This is a genomic window from Ruegeria sp. CG11, from assembly GCF_056537245.1.
Window position 1 is genome coordinate 196589 of the sequence record NZ_JBQFRE010000005.1, and the last position, 15841, is coordinate 212429.

The 15841-nt window shown below is 58.9% G+C and carries 16 protein-coding genes; 6 read left to right on the plus strand and 10 right to left on the minus strand.

The window, feature by feature from the left end; all coding sequences use genetic code 11:
• Positions 1 to 9: 9 nt before the first annotated feature.
• Positions 10 to 993 carry a quinone oxidoreductase family protein gene (locus tag ACR0KW_RS14060; RefSeq protein WP_480805537.1) on the minus strand — a complete coding sequence of 328 codons (984 nt, stop codon included), beginning with the start codon at positions 991 to 993 and terminating at the stop codon, positions 10 to 12.
• A 192-nt stretch (positions 994 to 1185) separates the two neighbouring features.
• Between ACR0KW_RS14060 and ACR0KW_RS14065 the strand changes: the two genes are divergently transcribed.
• A complete protein-coding gene (locus ACR0KW_RS14065) occupies positions 1186 to 2043 on the plus strand; it encodes a DUF2189 domain-containing protein (RefSeq protein WP_480805538.1) in 858 nt (285 codons plus the stop codon).
• A 34-nt stretch (positions 2044 to 2077) separates the two neighbouring features.
• On the opposite strand, the gene ACR0KW_RS14070 is transcribed toward ACR0KW_RS14065, so the two are convergent.
• Positions 2078 to 3064, minus strand: coding sequence for an NAD(P)H-quinone oxidoreductase (locus tag ACR0KW_RS14070; RefSeq protein WP_480805539.1), 987 nt, complete (start codon positions 3062 to 3064; stop codon positions 2078 to 2080).
• Positions 3065 to 3120: 56 nt separating this feature from the next.
• Positions 3121 to 3813, minus strand: coding sequence for a COQ9 family protein (locus ACR0KW_RS14075; protein ID WP_170327255.1), 693 nt, complete (start codon positions 3811 to 3813; stop codon positions 3121 to 3123).
• A gap of 111 nt (positions 3814 to 3924) precedes the next feature.
• On the opposite strand from ACR0KW_RS14075, the gene rpsU reads away from it, so the two are divergent.
• On the plus strand, positions 3925 to 4131 hold the full coding sequence (gene rpsU / locus ACR0KW_RS14080; protein ID WP_005614280.1) for a 30S ribosomal protein S21: 207 nt from the start codon (positions 3925 to 3927) through the stop codon (positions 4129 to 4131).
• Positions 4132 to 4425: 294 nt separating this feature from the next.
• Positions 4426 to 5463 (plus strand): CAP domain-containing protein, encoded by a 1038-nt coding sequence (locus ACR0KW_RS14085; RefSeq protein ID WP_480805540.1) that lies wholly within the window; start codon positions 4426 to 4428, stop codon positions 5461 to 5463.
• 143 nt (positions 5464 to 5606) lie between these two features.
• On the opposite strand, the gene ppk2 is transcribed toward ACR0KW_RS14085, so the two are convergent.
• A complete protein-coding gene (gene ppk2, locus ACR0KW_RS14090; protein ID WP_170446355.1) occupies positions 5607 to 6524 on the minus strand; it encodes a polyphosphate kinase 2 in 918 nt (305 codons plus the stop codon).
• A gap of 283 nt (positions 6525 to 6807) precedes the next feature.
• On the opposite strand from ppk2, the gene ACR0KW_RS14095 reads away from it, so the two are divergent.
• On the plus strand, positions 6808 to 7647 hold the full coding sequence (locus ACR0KW_RS14095) for a CPBP family intramembrane glutamic endopeptidase (RefSeq protein ID WP_480805541.1): 840 nt from the start codon (positions 6808 to 6810) through the stop codon (positions 7645 to 7647).
• Positions 7648 to 7650: 3 nt separating this feature from the next.
• Here ACR0KW_RS14095 and ACR0KW_RS14100 read toward each other — a convergent pair whose 3' ends face one another.
• Positions 7651 to 8109 carry an Lrp/AsnC family transcriptional regulator gene (locus ACR0KW_RS14100; RefSeq protein WP_170327260.1) on the minus strand — a complete coding sequence of 153 codons (459 nt, stop codon included), beginning with the start codon at positions 8107 to 8109 and terminating at the stop codon, positions 7651 to 7653.
• Positions 8110 to 8246: 137 nt separating this feature from the next.
• Here ACR0KW_RS14100 and ald point away from each other — a divergent pair, with 137 nt between their 5' ends.
• Positions 8247 to 9362 carry an alanine dehydrogenase gene (gene ald, locus ACR0KW_RS14105; protein WP_480805542.1) on the plus strand — a complete coding sequence of 372 codons (1116 nt, stop codon included), beginning with the start codon at positions 8247 to 8249 and terminating at the stop codon, positions 9360 to 9362.
• 192 nt (positions 9363 to 9554) lie between these two features.
• Here the strand turns inward: ald and ACR0KW_RS14110 are convergent, their stop codons facing one another.
• Positions 9555 to 10361, minus strand: a complete 807-nt coding sequence (locus ACR0KW_RS14110; RefSeq protein ID WP_480805543.1) for a mechanosensitive ion channel family protein — start codon at positions 10359 to 10361, stop codon at positions 9555 to 9557.
• 176 nt (positions 10362 to 10537) lie between these two features.
• Positions 10538 to 10987, minus strand: a complete 450-nt coding sequence (locus tag ACR0KW_RS14115) for a YtoQ family protein (protein WP_480805544.1) — start codon at positions 10985 to 10987, stop codon at positions 10538 to 10540.
• A gap of 213 nt (positions 10988 to 11200) precedes the next feature.
• Between ACR0KW_RS14115 and ACR0KW_RS14120 the strand changes: the two genes are divergently transcribed.
• Positions 11201 to 11710 (plus strand): hypothetical protein, encoded by a 510-nt coding sequence (locus tag ACR0KW_RS14120; protein ID WP_480805545.1) that lies wholly within the window; start codon positions 11201 to 11203, stop codon positions 11708 to 11710.
• A gap of 76 nt (positions 11711 to 11786) precedes the next feature.
• Here ACR0KW_RS14120 and pheT read toward each other — a convergent pair whose 3' ends face one another.
• The 3 genes from pheT to ACR0KW_RS14135 form a co-directional block, all read right to left on the minus strand.
• Positions 11787 to 14183 (minus strand): phenylalanine--tRNA ligase subunit beta, encoded by a 2397-nt coding sequence (gene pheT, locus ACR0KW_RS14125; protein ID WP_480805546.1) that lies wholly within the window; start codon positions 14181 to 14183, stop codon positions 11787 to 11789.
• A 78-nt stretch (positions 14184 to 14261) separates the two neighbouring features.
• On the minus strand, positions 14262 to 15056 hold the full coding sequence (locus tag ACR0KW_RS14130) for a CE1 family esterase (protein WP_480805547.1): 795 nt from the start codon (positions 15054 to 15056) through the stop codon (positions 14262 to 14264).
• Between the two features lie 233 nt (positions 15057 to 15289).
• A complete protein-coding gene (locus ACR0KW_RS14135; protein ID WP_480805548.1) occupies positions 15290 to 15826 on the minus strand; it encodes a hypothetical protein in 537 nt (178 codons plus the stop codon).
• Between the last annotated feature and the right edge of the window lie 15 nt (positions 15827 to 15841).

The window sequence follows — 15841 nt, forward strand, 5'->3', positions numbered from 1 at the left end:
TCCTGTTCGCTAGGGTTCCAGAACCGTGCTGCCGGTGGTCTGTCGCGCCTCAAGCGCGCGGTGGGCTTCGGCGACCTGATCCAGCGGAAATCGCTGGTCGATATGGATTTTGACCTCTCCGCCCTCGACCTTGCCGAACAGGCGCCGGGCCATCGCCTGACAGACCGCGTGATCGGATATATGGGTGAACAGGGTCGGCCGGGTGATCTTGAGCGAACCCTTCTTGGCCAGCATCCCGATATCCATCAACGGCACCGGCCCCGAAGCGTTGCCGAAGGAAATCATCATCCCCAGTGGCTTGAGGCTGTCAAGCGACCCGGTGAACGTATCCGCCCCGATCGAGTCCATCACGACATCCACCCTCTGGCCGCCGGTGATCTCGGCCACGCGTTCGGCAAAGTTTTCGGTGCGGTAATTGATACAATGGGCGGCACCGTTGAACTTTGCCAGACTGCATTTTTCATCGGTTCCGGCGGTGCCGATCAGGGTGATCCCCTCGGATTTGGCCCATTGGCAGGCAATCAGCCCCACACCCCCCGCCGCCGCGTGAAACAGCACTGTATCCCCGCGTTTCAGCGGCGTGGTGCGGTGAAACAGGTATTCCACCGTCATCCCCTTAAGCATCGCCGCCGCCGCCACATCATAAGGAATCCCATCGGGCAGAGGGCAAACCTGCGCGGCGGGCATAACACGTGCCTCGGTATAAGCACCGGACGGTGCTGCGGCATACGCGACGCGCTGACCGTATTCCAGATGCGTGACGCCCTCACCGACGGCGTCAACCACACCTGAAGCTTCCATGCCCAAAGCGTGCGGCAGTTCCATTGGATACAGCCCCGTGCGCTGGTAGACATCTATGAAATTCAATCCGCAGGCGCGTTGGAGGATGCGAACTTCTCCAGGTCCGGGGTTGCCAAAAACTCGATCTTCAATCTTCAGAACTTCAGGGCCGCCATGTTTTTTTATGACGACCGTTCTTGCCGTTTGCTGCATGCTCACCTCCTGTTGCCTGAACCCAAGCTAACACGCCTGAAAATAAGGGCAATCGGCACGATTCCGCGCCACGCAACCGCAACGCGAAAAAATGTGCTATACTGGCGTTCAGGCGTTGCCGGCTGGTCCGGCCAAGGGCAACCGATGCCGGAATCACCCTGCTGCGCAGACACGCAAAGGGAGGGGATGACGATGGCCAAAACGATTGGAAATCCGATCAGCTGGGCCGCCCAGCACATCGGGGCGACCGGCGATCATATTGCAGAAAGTGTGAACCGTATCGGCAGCGCGGATACCAAGCACCTGCCAAAGGTACAGACCTTGACGATGCAGGACCTGCGCGCCTGTCTGAGGGCAGGATATAACGATTTTCTGGAAACAAGGGCCGATGCCATATTCATCGTGCTGATCTACCCCATTGCGGGGTTGCTGATGTTCGGGTTCGGCCTGAACCGCAACATGGTGCCGCTGCTGGCACCGCTGATTCTGGGGTTTGCCCTGATTGGCCCGGTCGCAGCGGTCGGCCTGTATGAAATCAGCCGCAAACGCGAACAGGGGGGTGAGGTCCATTGGTTGGACGCGTTCGGAGTGTTCCAGTCACCGTCTTTCGGCGCAATCCTGATGCTGGGCTTTTATCTGGTCATGTGGCTGCTGATCTGGCTGATGGTCGCGCAGAGCATCTATGTCCACACGCTGGGCCCCGACCTGCCCACATCCGTCGGTGCCTTTGTCACGCAGGTCTTCACCACCGGCGCGGGCTGGACAATGATCATCTTCGGCAACGCGGTCGGGTTCCTGTTTGCACTGGTCGCGCTGGCCATTAGCGTGGTCAGCTTTCCGCTGCTGCTCGACCGCAAGGTGGGACTGCCGGTGGCGGTCGTGACCTCGGTTCGGGTGCTGCGCCACAATCCCGGAGTGATTCTGGCATGGGGCTTCATCGTCGCTGCCCTGTTGGTCCTTGGCGCAATCCCAATGATGCTGGGACTGATCGTGGTGATGCCGGTTCTGGGTCACGCCACATGGCACCTGTATCGCCGCGCGGTGGCCTGACGGAAGGCGCGCGGGACAAGCCCGCGCAGCCCGATTAACCCGCGACCTTCAGGACGATCTTGCCGATATGGCCCGAGCTTTCCATCCGCGCATGTGCCGCTGAGGCTTCCGCCAGTTCGAACTCGCTGTCCATGACGGGGGCTACCTTCCCGGCCTCCAGCAACGGCCAGACCGCCTCGCGCAGTTCCTGAGCGATTTTCGCCTTGGCCAGATCACTTTGCGGGCGCAAGGTGCTGCCGGTCAGGGTCAGGCGTTTGACCATCATCAGGGCAAAGTTCAGCTCGACCTTCGGCCCCTGCAGAAAGGCGATCTGCACCAGACGGCCATCCTCGGCCAGCGTTTTGACGTTGCGGGGGATATAATCGCCGCCCACCATATCAAGGATCAGGTTTGCGCCGCCTTCGGCCCTCATGACCCCGACGAAATCCTCATCGCGGTAGTTGATCGCCCGCTCGGCGCCCAGCTTGACGCAGGCCTCGCATTTCTCGTCCGATCCGGCGGTGGCAAAGACCCGGGCGCCAAAGGCATGGGCCAGTTGGATCGCCGTTGTACCGATGCCGCTGGACCCACCATGCACCAGAAACCGCTCACCAGCCTTCAGCCCACCACGCATGAAGACGTTGGACCAGACGGTAAAGAAGGTCTCGGGCAGGCAAGCAGCCTCTTTCATTCCCATGCCCTTTGGAACCGGCAGACAATGCGCGGCGGGAGTGGCTACGTATTCGGCATATCCGCCACCGGGCAACAGCGCGCAGACCTGATCGCCAACCGAAAACCCTTCGACCCCGGTGCCTACGGCAACCACTTCGCCCGACGCCTCAAGCCCCGGCAGATCACTGGCGCCCGGAGGCGGATCATAGGCCCCTGCTCGCTGCAACGCGTCGGGGCGATTCACCCCCGCACAAGCGACCTTGAGGATCACCTGGCCGTTTTGCGGCTCGGGGATCGGGCGTTCGGTCAGTTGCAGAACATCCGGGCCGCCGGGCTGCGAGATTTCTACGGCGCGCATCGTCTGGGTCATGGGCAAATCCTCCTTTGCCCAATGCCTAGCAGGCAATTTCCGGAAGGCCCAGATGCTTACTTGCGCGGGTTCAGCATCCCGGGCAGATCAGCGCGCATTTTCATTGGTGGCTTCACCTGGCTGGCGAACCAATTCGGCACCGCAAGGAACGGCTTGAACAGCGGATTGTCGTTCACCTGCGCTTTGAGCTTTTCGAACTGCATGACGTTGTCGATGCGGCGATCCAGAAACTCCCACGTTTTTTCGTGATCCGGAGAATCATCGCCCAGCCAGAACAACAAGGTCGAGGAATATACCCCCGACAGGGTCGCGCGTTTGGTGTACCAGTTCACATCGTCCGAGGTATCGCCCAGCGTGTCCCAGATCAGGTCGCAGGTCTGCCACAGCGCCTTGGCCCCGTCCGCCGCATGGGTTGGCAGGGAAAACAGCGTCATCCCCCGGCGCACCAGTTCCTTGTCGGGCACAGCCTCAAGCCGGAACCGGACGCCGGCGGCCACACGGTCGCGGAACTTCATCTCGCTTAGGTCGGTGGATTTCAGGCGTTCCACCATCGCCGCATCGCCCCGCGCGTGAAAGGCCAGCGCCAGATCGACCGCCCCACGCGGGCAGATTGCCCGCGCCAGACCCTCATCCATATCGCAATCGGTGATCGCGGCGCGAAAGCTGGCCTCGGACCAGCCATCAAACGGCACATGGATCAGCATCGCGTCCAAAAGCTGTTGTTTTGCATCTTCATAGGTAAGGGTCATGGCGGTTCTCCGGTTCTCGGGGCCAGTACTAGACAAGATACATCGGCTTTGCTATACGGCCAACTCCTGCAATTTCCTTGCAACTCTATCTAGAAAGGTGGTGACAACCACATGCAGGTTAGTGTTCGCGACAATAACGTCGATCAGGCGCTTCGTGCCCTGAAGAAAAAGCTGCAGCGCGAAGGCGTGTTCCGTGAAATGAAGCTGAAGCAACATTTCGAGAAACCGTCCGAGAAAAAAGCGCGCGAGAAAGCTGAAGCGATCCGCCGTGCCCGTAAACTGGCACGCAAGAAAGCCCAGCGCGAAGGTCTGCTCTAAGACTTTCCTCGTCCAGCTTTGGATGACACTATTTGACGACCCCCGAGGCTCCGCCCGGGGGTTTGTCGTTTCAGGCAGAAGTTACATGCCGCCGACAAAGTCACCGACATAAGCGGTTATCTGCCACATTCGGCGTGTTGGCGTTTTGACCGGCAAATAGCAGCGCAGCGAATCTTGTACAGGCAGCACACGCTTGCCGGATTTCGCCTAATTAAATGCTCTCCCTGTTAGTCCATCCAGTGCCCCCTGTAATTGGCCCCGTCTGCACAGACGACCACTCAAACTGGAGGCACCATGTCGACTGCAAGTACATTCGAGCAAGAAATGCTGGCGTTGATCAACGAAGAGCGAACATCTCGCGGCTTGAACCCACTCAAACTTGAAACCCGCCTGAACGATTCGGCAGAGGATCACAGCACCTGGATGCTGGACACCGATACATTCAGCCACACCGGATCGAACGGTTCCAGCGCGACCGAGCGCATGCGGGACGCTGGCTTTGACTTTTCCGGCAGCTGGCGGTCGGGTGAAAACATCGCATGGCAGTCAGAGCGCGGCGCGGCGGGCATCAGCGATGATGTAGAGCAGTTGCACCAGAGCCTGATGGACAGCCCGGGCCACCGAGCAAATATCCTGAACCCTGATTTCGAATACATTGGCATCGGGATCGTAGAAGGCGAATACAACGGTTGGGACGCCGTCATGGTGACCCAGAACTTTGCCACTACCGACGGCACTGTGGTGCTGGACAACGGCGCCGCGCCAATCCCGCCGGTAGAAGAACCTGTTGCAGAAGAGCCCGTGGTGCAAGAGCCTGTTGCAGACGTCACCGAGACCGAAGAGCCGGTGGAAGAAGCACCTGAAACAGACGTCACCGAAACCGAAGAGCCGGTAGAGGAAGCGCCCGCTACAGACGTCACCGAAACCGAAGAGCCGGTAGAGGAAGCACCCGTGACAGACGTCACCGAAACCGAGGAACCGGTAGAGGAAGCACCCGAAACAGACGTCACTGAAACCGAGGAACCGGTAGAGGAAGCGCCTGAAACAGACATTGCTGAAACCCCGGCAGGCGATTATTTTGACGTAGGTGAGTTTCTTGCTGAGATCGAGGCAATGGTCAATGACTTGCGGGACATGGCCGATGAATTCAAACTGAACGCTTCAACGTTGAAAGAAACAAAAGCTGTCGAGATTGACTTTCAGTGGAGCTGGGGCAAATTCGATGACTCTCCGTTCGATCCTGACACCTCAACGGATACGGGTTCGGAAATGCAGGACGATATTTTCAACTTCGCGTCCTTCGACTCTATGTGCGTGGTGGACTTCATCTAAGCACGCGCACAACTGCGGGGCGCTGCAACAGCGCCCCGATCTGACGCGTAGAAACGATGAGTTTGCGCTTCTTTGATTGCTTTCTTAATATCAACGCACCAAACGAAAAACGCCCTCGAACTCGGGGGCGTATTTATTTGTGATCAGTAAATCTTGGGCACGTGCAACTCATCCGGCAGAACACGGCGTTCGTATTCCGGGTTGTAGCGCCTGTCCGGCAGATTGACCTTTTCCTGCGGCACATCCGTGTAGGGGATCTTGGTCAGCAGATGCTCGATACAGTTTAGGCGTTCGCGCTTCTTGTCATTGCCTTCGACAATGTACCACGGCGCCTCGGGGATGTTGGTGCGGAAGAGCATGTCTTCCTTGGCCTTGGTGTAGGCCTCCCAGCGGATGCGGGACTCCAGATCCATCGGTGACAGCTTCCACTGTTTCATCGGGTCATGGATACGCATGAGGAATCGCAACTGCTGTTCTTCATCCGTGATCGAGAACCAGTATTTCAGCAGGATGATCCCCGACCGCACCAGCATCCGTTCGAATTCGGGAACGTCCTGAAAGAACTGCTCGACCTGATCGTCGCTGGCAAAACCCATCACCCGTTCGACCCCGGCGCGGTTGTACCACGAGCGGTCGAACAGAACGATCTCACCCGCTGCCGGCAGGTGCGGGACATAGCGTTGGAAATACCACTGGCTTTGCTCGCGACGGCTGGGCGCAGGCAGGGCGACCACGCGGGCCACCCGCGGGTTCAGGCGCTGAGTGATGCGCTTGATCACGCCGCCTTTGCCCGCACTGTCGCGACCTTCGAACAGGATGCACACCTTGGCACCAGTGTGTTGCACCCAATCCTGAACTCTGATCAGCTCAGCCTGCAGTCGCAGCAGGTTTCGGAAATAGACTTTGCGATCCAGCATGTCTGGATGCTGGTCTTTATAGATCTTACGGACTTCCATCGAGAGCATGGGCTCGCTGAACTCAATTTCGAAATCTTCGTCCAGCGTGTCTTCCAACTCGGCTTCCAGCCAGTCTTTGGGGGCATCATTGTTTTCGTAAGCCAAGGTTACATCCTTATCGTCTATCGGGTCCGGACCGTACAGGGCGCGTGTAACCGCCTGATGTCATCAGAGAAATTGATGAAACCCTCGCCAATTACGCGCTGCGGACGCTGATACATGCAACGCAGGCGGGCGTTCGGCCTTCCCCTATTTGAACGCGCAAGCGGTGGGATACAAGCGTCAGAATTGACGCATTGCCAACGGGTTGGCGTAAAGCTGCCGTTTCCACCCTTGCCACGGACCACAATCCAACGGCAAAACTGGCCCGTCAAAGCATGAGACGACCGTGACGCATTTTCTGTCCCTTCTACCCGTTATTTGGCCCTGGCTCATCCTGATTGCCGCGCAAACGGGCGCAGTGTCAGGTCGACGGGGGCTGGGCCTGACTTTGCTGGCCATGCTCGGATGCATCGCTCTGGCACTTGGGCTGGTCACACCGCTGGCGGCGGGGATTGCAAGCCTTGGATTGCTGGGGGCTGCAGGACTGCGACACCTGTCCGGGCCTGCGGCTCTGGCGGGGCATCTGGCGCTGATCCTGTGGTGTCTTGCTTTGGGCGCGCACCTGGTTCCCGGATTTCACAACATGCTGGTCCTGGATCAGGTTCAGGCCGGGGCGGGCAGCACCGCCTTCACCATGTATCTGAATCTGGACAAATCGCTGGTTCTGTTCGCCGTCCTGCTGGTTTGGCCCACAATGATCCAAGGTGCAAAGCCGACCAAACCCGCACCACTGGTGGTCGGCCTGCTACTGCTGCCCTCGCTGCTCCTGTTGGGGCTTGCCACAGGCGCGGTGCGGCCCGAGGTCGGCCTGCCCCCGTGGTGGTTGGTTTTCGCATTATCGAACCTGTTTCTGACCTGCCTGACCGAAGAGGCCTTTTTTCGCGGTTATCTGCAATCGATCATAACCTCAAAAACCGGGGCCGCCTTCGGGATCGCAGCGGCCGGCCTGTTATTCGGCCTGGCCCACGCGGGCGGTGGCCCGGCGCTGGTGGTGTTCGCTTCGATCCTCGGGGCGGCCTGCGGGCTGGGTTACTTTGCGACCGGACGGCTTTGGGTCCCGGTTCTGATGCATTTCGGCTTCAACGCCTTGCATCTGGCCCTGTTCACCTATCCCGGTCCGGTCTGAACATCACACCGGCAAAGCAGTGGTCTTGAACACCGTGCGCAACGCGAATGAGCTTTGCATCTGCGCCACCCCCGGCAAGCGTGACAGGTATTGGCGGTGGATGCGGGCGAAATCCTCGGTATTTTCGGCAACGACCTTCAGGATGTAATCCGCCGTACCCGCCATCAGATGGCATTCCAACACATCGGGAATACGGGCCACGGCCTTTTCGAACGCGTCCAAAAGCTCTTCGGCTTGTCCCTGCAGCGTGATTTCGACGAACACCGTCGTCGGCACATTCATCTTGCGCGCATCCAGCAGCGCCACGTAATTGCGGATATACCCGTCGGCCTCCAGCCGCTGCACCCGCCGATGGCAAGCCGATGGAGACAGATTCACCTGCTCGGAAAGTTCCGCATTCGACATGCGACCGTCACGCTGAAGGGCCGCCAAAATCTTTCTATCCGTCGTATCTACGCTCATTGACGCAATTCCTTTGCAGAGATTTGGCAATTTAGCGGAAATTCTCCCAAAGAAAAGTCAAATCGCGGGCAGAGTTTCACAGAAATTGCGCCCGGGAGTGCCCATTATTTAAGCAGTTTATGAATGGAGGAGCAAAAATGAAAATCGGTTGCCCCAAGGAAATCAAACCCCAGGAATTCCGCGTCGGCATGACACCCAACGCCGCGCAAGAGGCCGTTGCACGCGGCCATGAGGTCCTGATCGAAACCAATGCCGGGATCGGCTCGGGCTTTGACAATGGCGCCTATATCGCCGCAGGCGCGCGGATCATCGACACGGCGGAAGAGGTGTTTGCCACCGCCGACATGATCGTCAAGGTCAAGGAACCGCAAGCAGTCGAGCGCAAGATGCTGCGCGAAGGCCAGTTGCTGTTCACCTATCTGCACCTGGCACCGGACCCGGATCAGACACATGACCTGCTGGAATCGGGCTGTACCGCGATTGCCTATGAAACCGTGACCGATGCAAATGGCGGCCTGCCCCTGTTGGCGCCGATGTCCGAGGTTGCCGGTCGTCTGGCGCCTCAGGTCGGCTCGTGGACTCTGCAAAAGGCCAATGGCGGACGCGGCGTTCTGATGGGCGGTGTGCCGGGCGTGGGTCCAGCCAAGGTGATCGTGATTGGCGGTGGTGTTGTCGGCACGCACGCAGCCAAAATCGCAGCCGGCATGGGCGCAGATGTCACTGTTCTGGACCGCTCGCTGCCGCGCCTCCGCTATCTGGACGACGTGTTTGGCGGTCAGTTCAAGAACCAGTACTCGACAGCCGGTGCGACCGCTGAGTTGATCCAGGATGCCGACATGGTCATCGGTGCGGTTCTGATCCCGGGCGCTGCTGCTCCCAAGCTGATCTCGCGTGAACAGCTGTCGACCATGAAACCCGGCGCGGCACTGGTTGACGTTGCGATCGACCAGGGCGGCTGCTTCGAAACCTCCAAGGCGACAACTCACGCCGAGCCGGTTTACGAAGTTGACGGCATCATGCACTACTGCGTCGCCAACATGCCCGGCGCGGTTGCACGTACGTCCACCATCGCACTGGGCAACGCTACCATGCCGTTCATGCTGTCGCTGGCAAGCAAGGGCTGGAAACAGGCCTGCATGGACGATGCTCACCTGCTGGCAGGTCTGAACGTCCACGCCGGTAAGCTGACCTACGAAGCCGTTGGCACCGCCCTCAACATCGACGTTGTCGATCCGACAACTCTGCTGAACTAATAGCACTCCCGCCTCAAATAGCGTCCTTTTCCAAAGGGCGCTTTACAGGCTTGGGCATAACGCCGCGCCAAAAGCGCGGCGTTGTTGTGTCTGACCCAACGGTCTCACAAACGAAACGGCGCCGCGCGATCAGCGCGGCGCCGGGCCCAACCGGAGGAGGGCATTTCAATGCCCGATCGACGGGCGGGAGGCTTACGCCTGTTTGTGGATCTCCACCGAATGCGGATACGGGATCGACACACCTTTGGCATCGAACCCCTCTTTCACCGCTTTGGTGATTTCGAACTTCACGTCCCAATAATCCGCTGCAGCACACCACAGGCGCGCGGTCAGGTCGACCGAGCTGTCGCCTAGATTGGTTACGCGCACCCAAGGCTCGGGGTCGCTGTGAATTCGCTGGTCCGCCTTGGCGACGTCCAGAATGATCTTCATCGCCTCGTCCGCGCTGTCGCCATAGTCGATGCCAAACACCAGATCGACACGCCGCGTGTCATGGGCCGAATAGTTGGTGATGATCGAGCCCCAGCTTTGGCCATTGGGTACGATGATCTGCACATTGTCCGGCGTCACCAGTTCTGTGGTGAAAAGGTTCAGGTCCTTCACCGTCCCTGCTGTACCGCCAATATCAACGTATTGACCCAGCTTGTACGGGCGGAAGACCACCAACATGACACCGGCCGCCAAATCACTGAGCGTCCCTTGCAGCGCCAGACCGATGGCCAGCGATGCGGCACCCAGAATGGCAACGATGCTGGTGGCTTGGATTCCGAAAATCCCCAGTACGGCGACCAGAACCATCGCAAGAATGGCCCATTTGACCAAGCTGGCCATAAAATTGCCAAGCGTCGGGTCAATATGCGGGGTCGCGTTGATCCGACGACGCACAAAACCTCCGACCGCTCCGGCCACGATCCAGCCCAGAACGAGAACGATCAGCGCCTTGACCGCATTAATGATCAGCGGCGCAAACGCATTCACCTGTGTTACGACCTCATCCACGCGACTTTCCTTTCCACAATAAGAAACCCGCGTCTTTCGCGCGGGATTTGCCGAAGCTTTTAGCAAAAACCGGGCATTGGTCTAGGTGTCAGTTTCCCCGGTTTTCCCCGTCGAGCAACAGGGTCAACATAACCACTCCCGCTCGCGCAGGCGATTATGATCCTTTTTGTTTTTTCCTAACCGGGCAGCTTTCCGGTCAGCACATAACGCAGCACCTCAACAACCTGGTTCGGTTCTTCGGCCACGGCCAGCGCGGCGGCATCCACCTCTTTCAGCGCGTGCTGGTGATCGGGGCCGTGCAACACGATCAGCGACTTGCCCAGCGCCGCCGCATAGCCCGCGTCAAAGGCCGCGTTCCACTGCTTGTACTTCTCGCCAAACCGGACCACGACCACATCTGCATCCGCGATGCCCTTGCGGGTGCGGATCGCGTTGACCATCGCGCCTTTGTGGTCATGCCAGTACTTGTTCGGCTCAGCCCCCAGAATGGCCACGCCGCAATCATCGCTGGCATCGTGATCCGTTACAGGACTGTTGAAAGTAATATCCAACCCCTGCGCGCCGTCGATGATCTGTTCGCGCCAGTCGGTATGGATTTCGCCAGAGAGGTAAACGTTCAGGCCCATGCGTGTCTCCTTTAACCTTTTGCGGCGACCCTAGTGCTATTGCTGCGACAACCCAAGAGAGGGATCGGATAAACGGACCGAAACCGCAAAAGTTGAAGCGGTCGTTGACCACTCTCGCAATTTTCGACAGAGTTCGGGTAAAGCAATGATTTGAAACAGTTTCCGAGACCACCTTCAGGTGGCAACAACGGAGCGTATGGCAAGGACGGTACTATGGGCGGTTTTTTTGACGGGTTTGTTCGGCAGGCATCGATCACCAAGTTAAATCAGAACAACCGGGATATGAAAGACATGGCCAAGGGGATTGGTCAGGTCGTTGCCCACGCGGTTGCGCAGCAAGAGCGCATCAACGCTGAAACCGCGACGAATGAGGAGCTTCGGGAAGAGATACACAATCTTCAACAAGAAGTTTTGGATTTACGCTACAGCATCGACAAAAGAGAATGCCATCGATTGGCCGACGAAGCGCGTACTCAGTACTTAATGTCGTTATTGGATCAAATCTACCAAGACAACGGAAGCAACAACCCAGCACGCACGCCCGCTTACAAAGACCCGGATACATTGCGCATACCTTCGGGTGATCGCAAAGGAGAGGCAATGCCGTCTGCTGATCACGCCTACCTTGAAGCCTTTGCAAACACGTTTGGTGAGCGATTTGCCGAAAAATGGACCCACATTGATAACTGGAAAGACTTTCTACACGGGAAAATCTCGTACTGATCAGGTGTCTACAAAACTAAAAGGGGCTCCGAATGCGGAGCCCCTTCTTCTTTGATAGGTCATGTAAACAGTCAGCTTAACCGCGAAGCACTCCGCCCGTCGCCTTGGTGACTTTGGTGATGATCTTCTCGGCCACCGCTTCGATGTCTTTTTCCTTCAGCGTCGTGTCGGTCGGTTGCAGACGTACCGTGATGGCCAGAGATTTCTTGCCCTCACCCAAGCTGCCACCGATGAATTCGTCAAAGACGCGCACATCCTCGATCAACGCTTTATCGGCCCCCGCTGCAGCATTCACCAGCGCCAGCGCCTCGACACCCTCGTCGACGACGAAGGCAAAGTCACGCTCGACCGCTTGCAGGTCGCGCAGTTCCAGCGCCGCCCGGGTGGCACCGGATTTCCGGGGCAGAGGCACCTCGTCCGGCCAGATGGTGAACGCCATCGCCGGGCCTTTGATGTCCATCGCCTGCAGAATGCGCGGGTGCAGTTCACCAAACACGCCCAGCACCTTTTTCGGGCCGAGGCAAATCTTGCCGTGACGGCCCGGATGCCACCAGGCATCCCCGTCACGCAGGATCTGCACTTTGGCGGGCGCACCGATGGCGGCCAGCACGGCCTCGGCATCGGCCTTGGCGTCGAATACATCAACCGAGCGCGAGACCCCATGAACGTCCTTGGGGCCATTGCGACCGACCAACAGGCCGGTAATCTGGGTTTTCTGATCGCCGGGCTCTCCGTCGTGGAAGACCGGGCCGACCTCGAACAGGGCCACATCTGCGTAGCCGCGCGCCTGATTGCGGGCAGCCGCCTGCAGCAGACCGGGCAGCAGATCCGGGCGCATGTGGCTCATCTCGGATGAGATCGGGTTTTCCAGCTGTGTCGCCGCATCCCCACCACCAAACAGAGCCGCCGAGGCCTGATCGATAAAGGTATAGGACACACATTCGTTGTAGCCCAGCGCCGCGCAGGTACGCCGCGCCATCGACTGACGGCGCTGTGTCGGGGTCATCACCGGTTTCGGGATACCTTCGGAAATACGCGGCAGCGGTTTACCTTGCAACTTGGTCAGGGACGCGATCCGCGCGACCTCTTCCACCAGATCAGCCTCACCCATCACATCGGGGCGCCAGCTGGGCACATGGGCCATCTCACCTTCCAGACGGAAGCCCAGACGGGTCAGGGTCTGGCGCTGTTCGCTTTCGGGGATATCCATGCCGACCAGGGACTGCACACGTTCCGCATCCAGCTTGTAGGCGCGCGCGTGGTTTGGGGCTTTGCCCGCCTCAACCACCTTCGACACCTCACCACCGCAGATATCCAGGATCATCTGCGTCGCCTGCTCCAACCCTTCCAGCGTGTATTCCGGATCGACACCACGTTCGAACCGGTACCGCGCATCCGAGTTGATCTTGAGCGCACGACCGGTCAGCGCGATCTGCACATGATCCCAGAACGCGCTTTCAAGGAACACGTTCACCGTGTCCTCGGTGCAGCCGGTTTCCTCACCGCCCATAATACCGGCAATGGATTCGGGACCCTTGTCATCCGAAATCACCATCATGCCCGGCTGCAGGGTGTATTCTTTCTCATCCAGCGCCACCAGTTTCTCGCCACCTTTGGCGCGGTGAACGCGCAGGTTGCCTTGTACCTTGTCCGCATCGAACACGTGCAGCGGGCGGTTCTGGTCGAAGGTCATGTAGTTGGTGATATCCACCAAAGCCGAGATCGGACGCAGACCGATTGCCTTCACCTGATCCTGCAGCCATTGCGGGCTGGGGCCGTTCTTGACACCCTTGATCAGACGGCCGGTGAAATGCGGCGCGCCGTCCAGAGTATCCTCGTCGATGGTGACCTTGATCGGGCTTTCGAAATCGCCGGGCACCGGCACATAGTCACGCTCTTTCAACGTCCCCACACCACGGGCCGCCAGATCGCGCGCAATGCCTGCCACGCCCAGCGCATCCGGGCGGTTCGGCGTGATCGCGATCTCGATCATCGGGTCGACCTTGGACGGCTCATTCTCGGCCAGCCAGTCGATGAACTTGTCACCCACCTCGCCCGAGGGCAGCTCGATGATGCCGTCATGCTCGTCCGACAGCTCCAGCTCGCGCTCGGACGCCATCATGCCAAAGCTTTCGACACCGCGGATCTTGCCGACGCTGATGGTCAGGTCCAGGCCGGGGATATACATGCCGGGCTTGCAGACCACGACGGTGATGCCTTCGCGCGCGTTGGGGGCACCGCAGATGATCTGCAGCTCACCCTCATCCGTGTCCACCTTGCAGACGCGCAGCTTGTCGGCGTCAGGATGTTTCTCGGCGTGTTTCACGTAGCCCAGCGTAAAGCCCGCCAGCCGGTCCGCCGGGTTCACGATCTCTTCGACCTCAAGCCCGAGATCGGTCAGCGCTTCAGCGATCTCATCAACCGAAGCATCAGTGTCGAGGTGGTCTTTCAGCCAGGACAGAGTGAATTTCATTGCACGGGGCCTTTTTTGGCAAACATCCAGTCGGCACAGGCAATGGCAAAGATTGCGCCGGGGTGCAAGCGCTGCGCGTCACGGATAGGTGGGGGTGCGGCCCAAAAGCTCGTCCAATTGCCAGCCGATCCAGCCATGAGGGATGAAATGCCCGCCGGGATGGGTGTCCAGCACCACCTGCCCCTGCGCGCAATCGGTCCACTCCACACGGCTGAGCGTCAGGAACGGCTTCACGCTCCAATCCCCGCGCGGGGTGGCACCGTTGCAATTGTATTTCTCGCGCCACAGCGCTACCGGATAAGTCGTATCCCCACCGGGACCAAAGGGGAAATCCATCACCGTATCGTCCAGCCCATGCACATGGCGCACCTCGCGCGGAGCTTCGGGGCAGGCTTCCGTCTGGCGGATACTGCCCGCAACGGCCAGCAGCGCCGCCGTGTCATTGCCCGACTGGCAGACATAGCGCCACGCCATCGCGCCGCCAAAGGAATAGCCCGAGACATAGATGCGCTTCGGATCAACCGGATAACGCTTGGCGACATCCTCCAGCACCCGGTCGGCAAAAGGCACATCCCCGGTATCCGCCGACCAGAAATTCCAGCTTTTACCCAACCCGTTGGGGGCCACCAACAACACGCCGCGCAGTTTTGTCGCCCCTGCGATGCGTTCATGGTTCACCACCACTGTCCCCTGCCGCGACCAGCCATGGAAATGCAGCAATACGGGCAGAGGGCTTTGCCCGTCCCAGCCATCGGGTTCCAGCACATGATACGAGCGGTCGCCCAACAGGCAGGCGGCATCCCCATGACACTCCCGCGCTGCCAGCGCCGGAGAGGCCATCAGCATCAGAATGAAAATCAGTCGGTACATCATAGGCCGGAGCCTACCGCCCCCACGCCCGCTGTCACTTAACAACCCCGTGGGGGCGAGTGACAAGCCGCGCTGTCGCCAGACCGGCGGGGTGGCGATCCTCGCGTTATGGTGGGCGATTTATGCTGGCCAAATTCGCGTGACGTTCAAACGGAGCGCTTGCGGAGACAATTCGCCAACCCGTGCGTGCGGTCTGGCGATGGCGCGGCGGCCTGTCGGCCGCTGCTCCGCGCATTTTACTTCAATCCGCAAATCCAAGACGCAAATGCAATTAACTCTTTCCACAATGGTGGCGCTAAGAGCCCCGCGGCAATAACCATAATGGCAGCGCCAAGAAAAAAAGTTGCTATTGAATGATGTCTTTCAACCTGTCCTATGAACCCTGAAATCTGAGCTTCCCACTGGTCAATTTCAAGAGACCTGAAGCGACGATTCATGGTCACGTCCATGTGTTTCATCGACAGCATGAAAAACAAAACCGACGCAAGCAAAGCGCAAAAACCAACAAGCAGAGCCGGTACGAAGCTGTTCAATTGTGCCGTTGCTTCCAAACCTGCAAATTTGTCTAGTAAACCAGCCAAACCGACAACACCCAACAATCCAGTTGCGACTGCAAGGCTCCTTTGAGATCTCGCTTGAATATTACCTAAAATCTGCAAGGCGCGATCTACCCGGTTTTGCTCCCAAACGCCGGAGCTTTGATTGGAACAAAGCGGGCAGCTTTGCAGATATCCATCAGAGCTATCACAAAACGACCCATATTCGCGGCACAAATACCTCCCGCGATT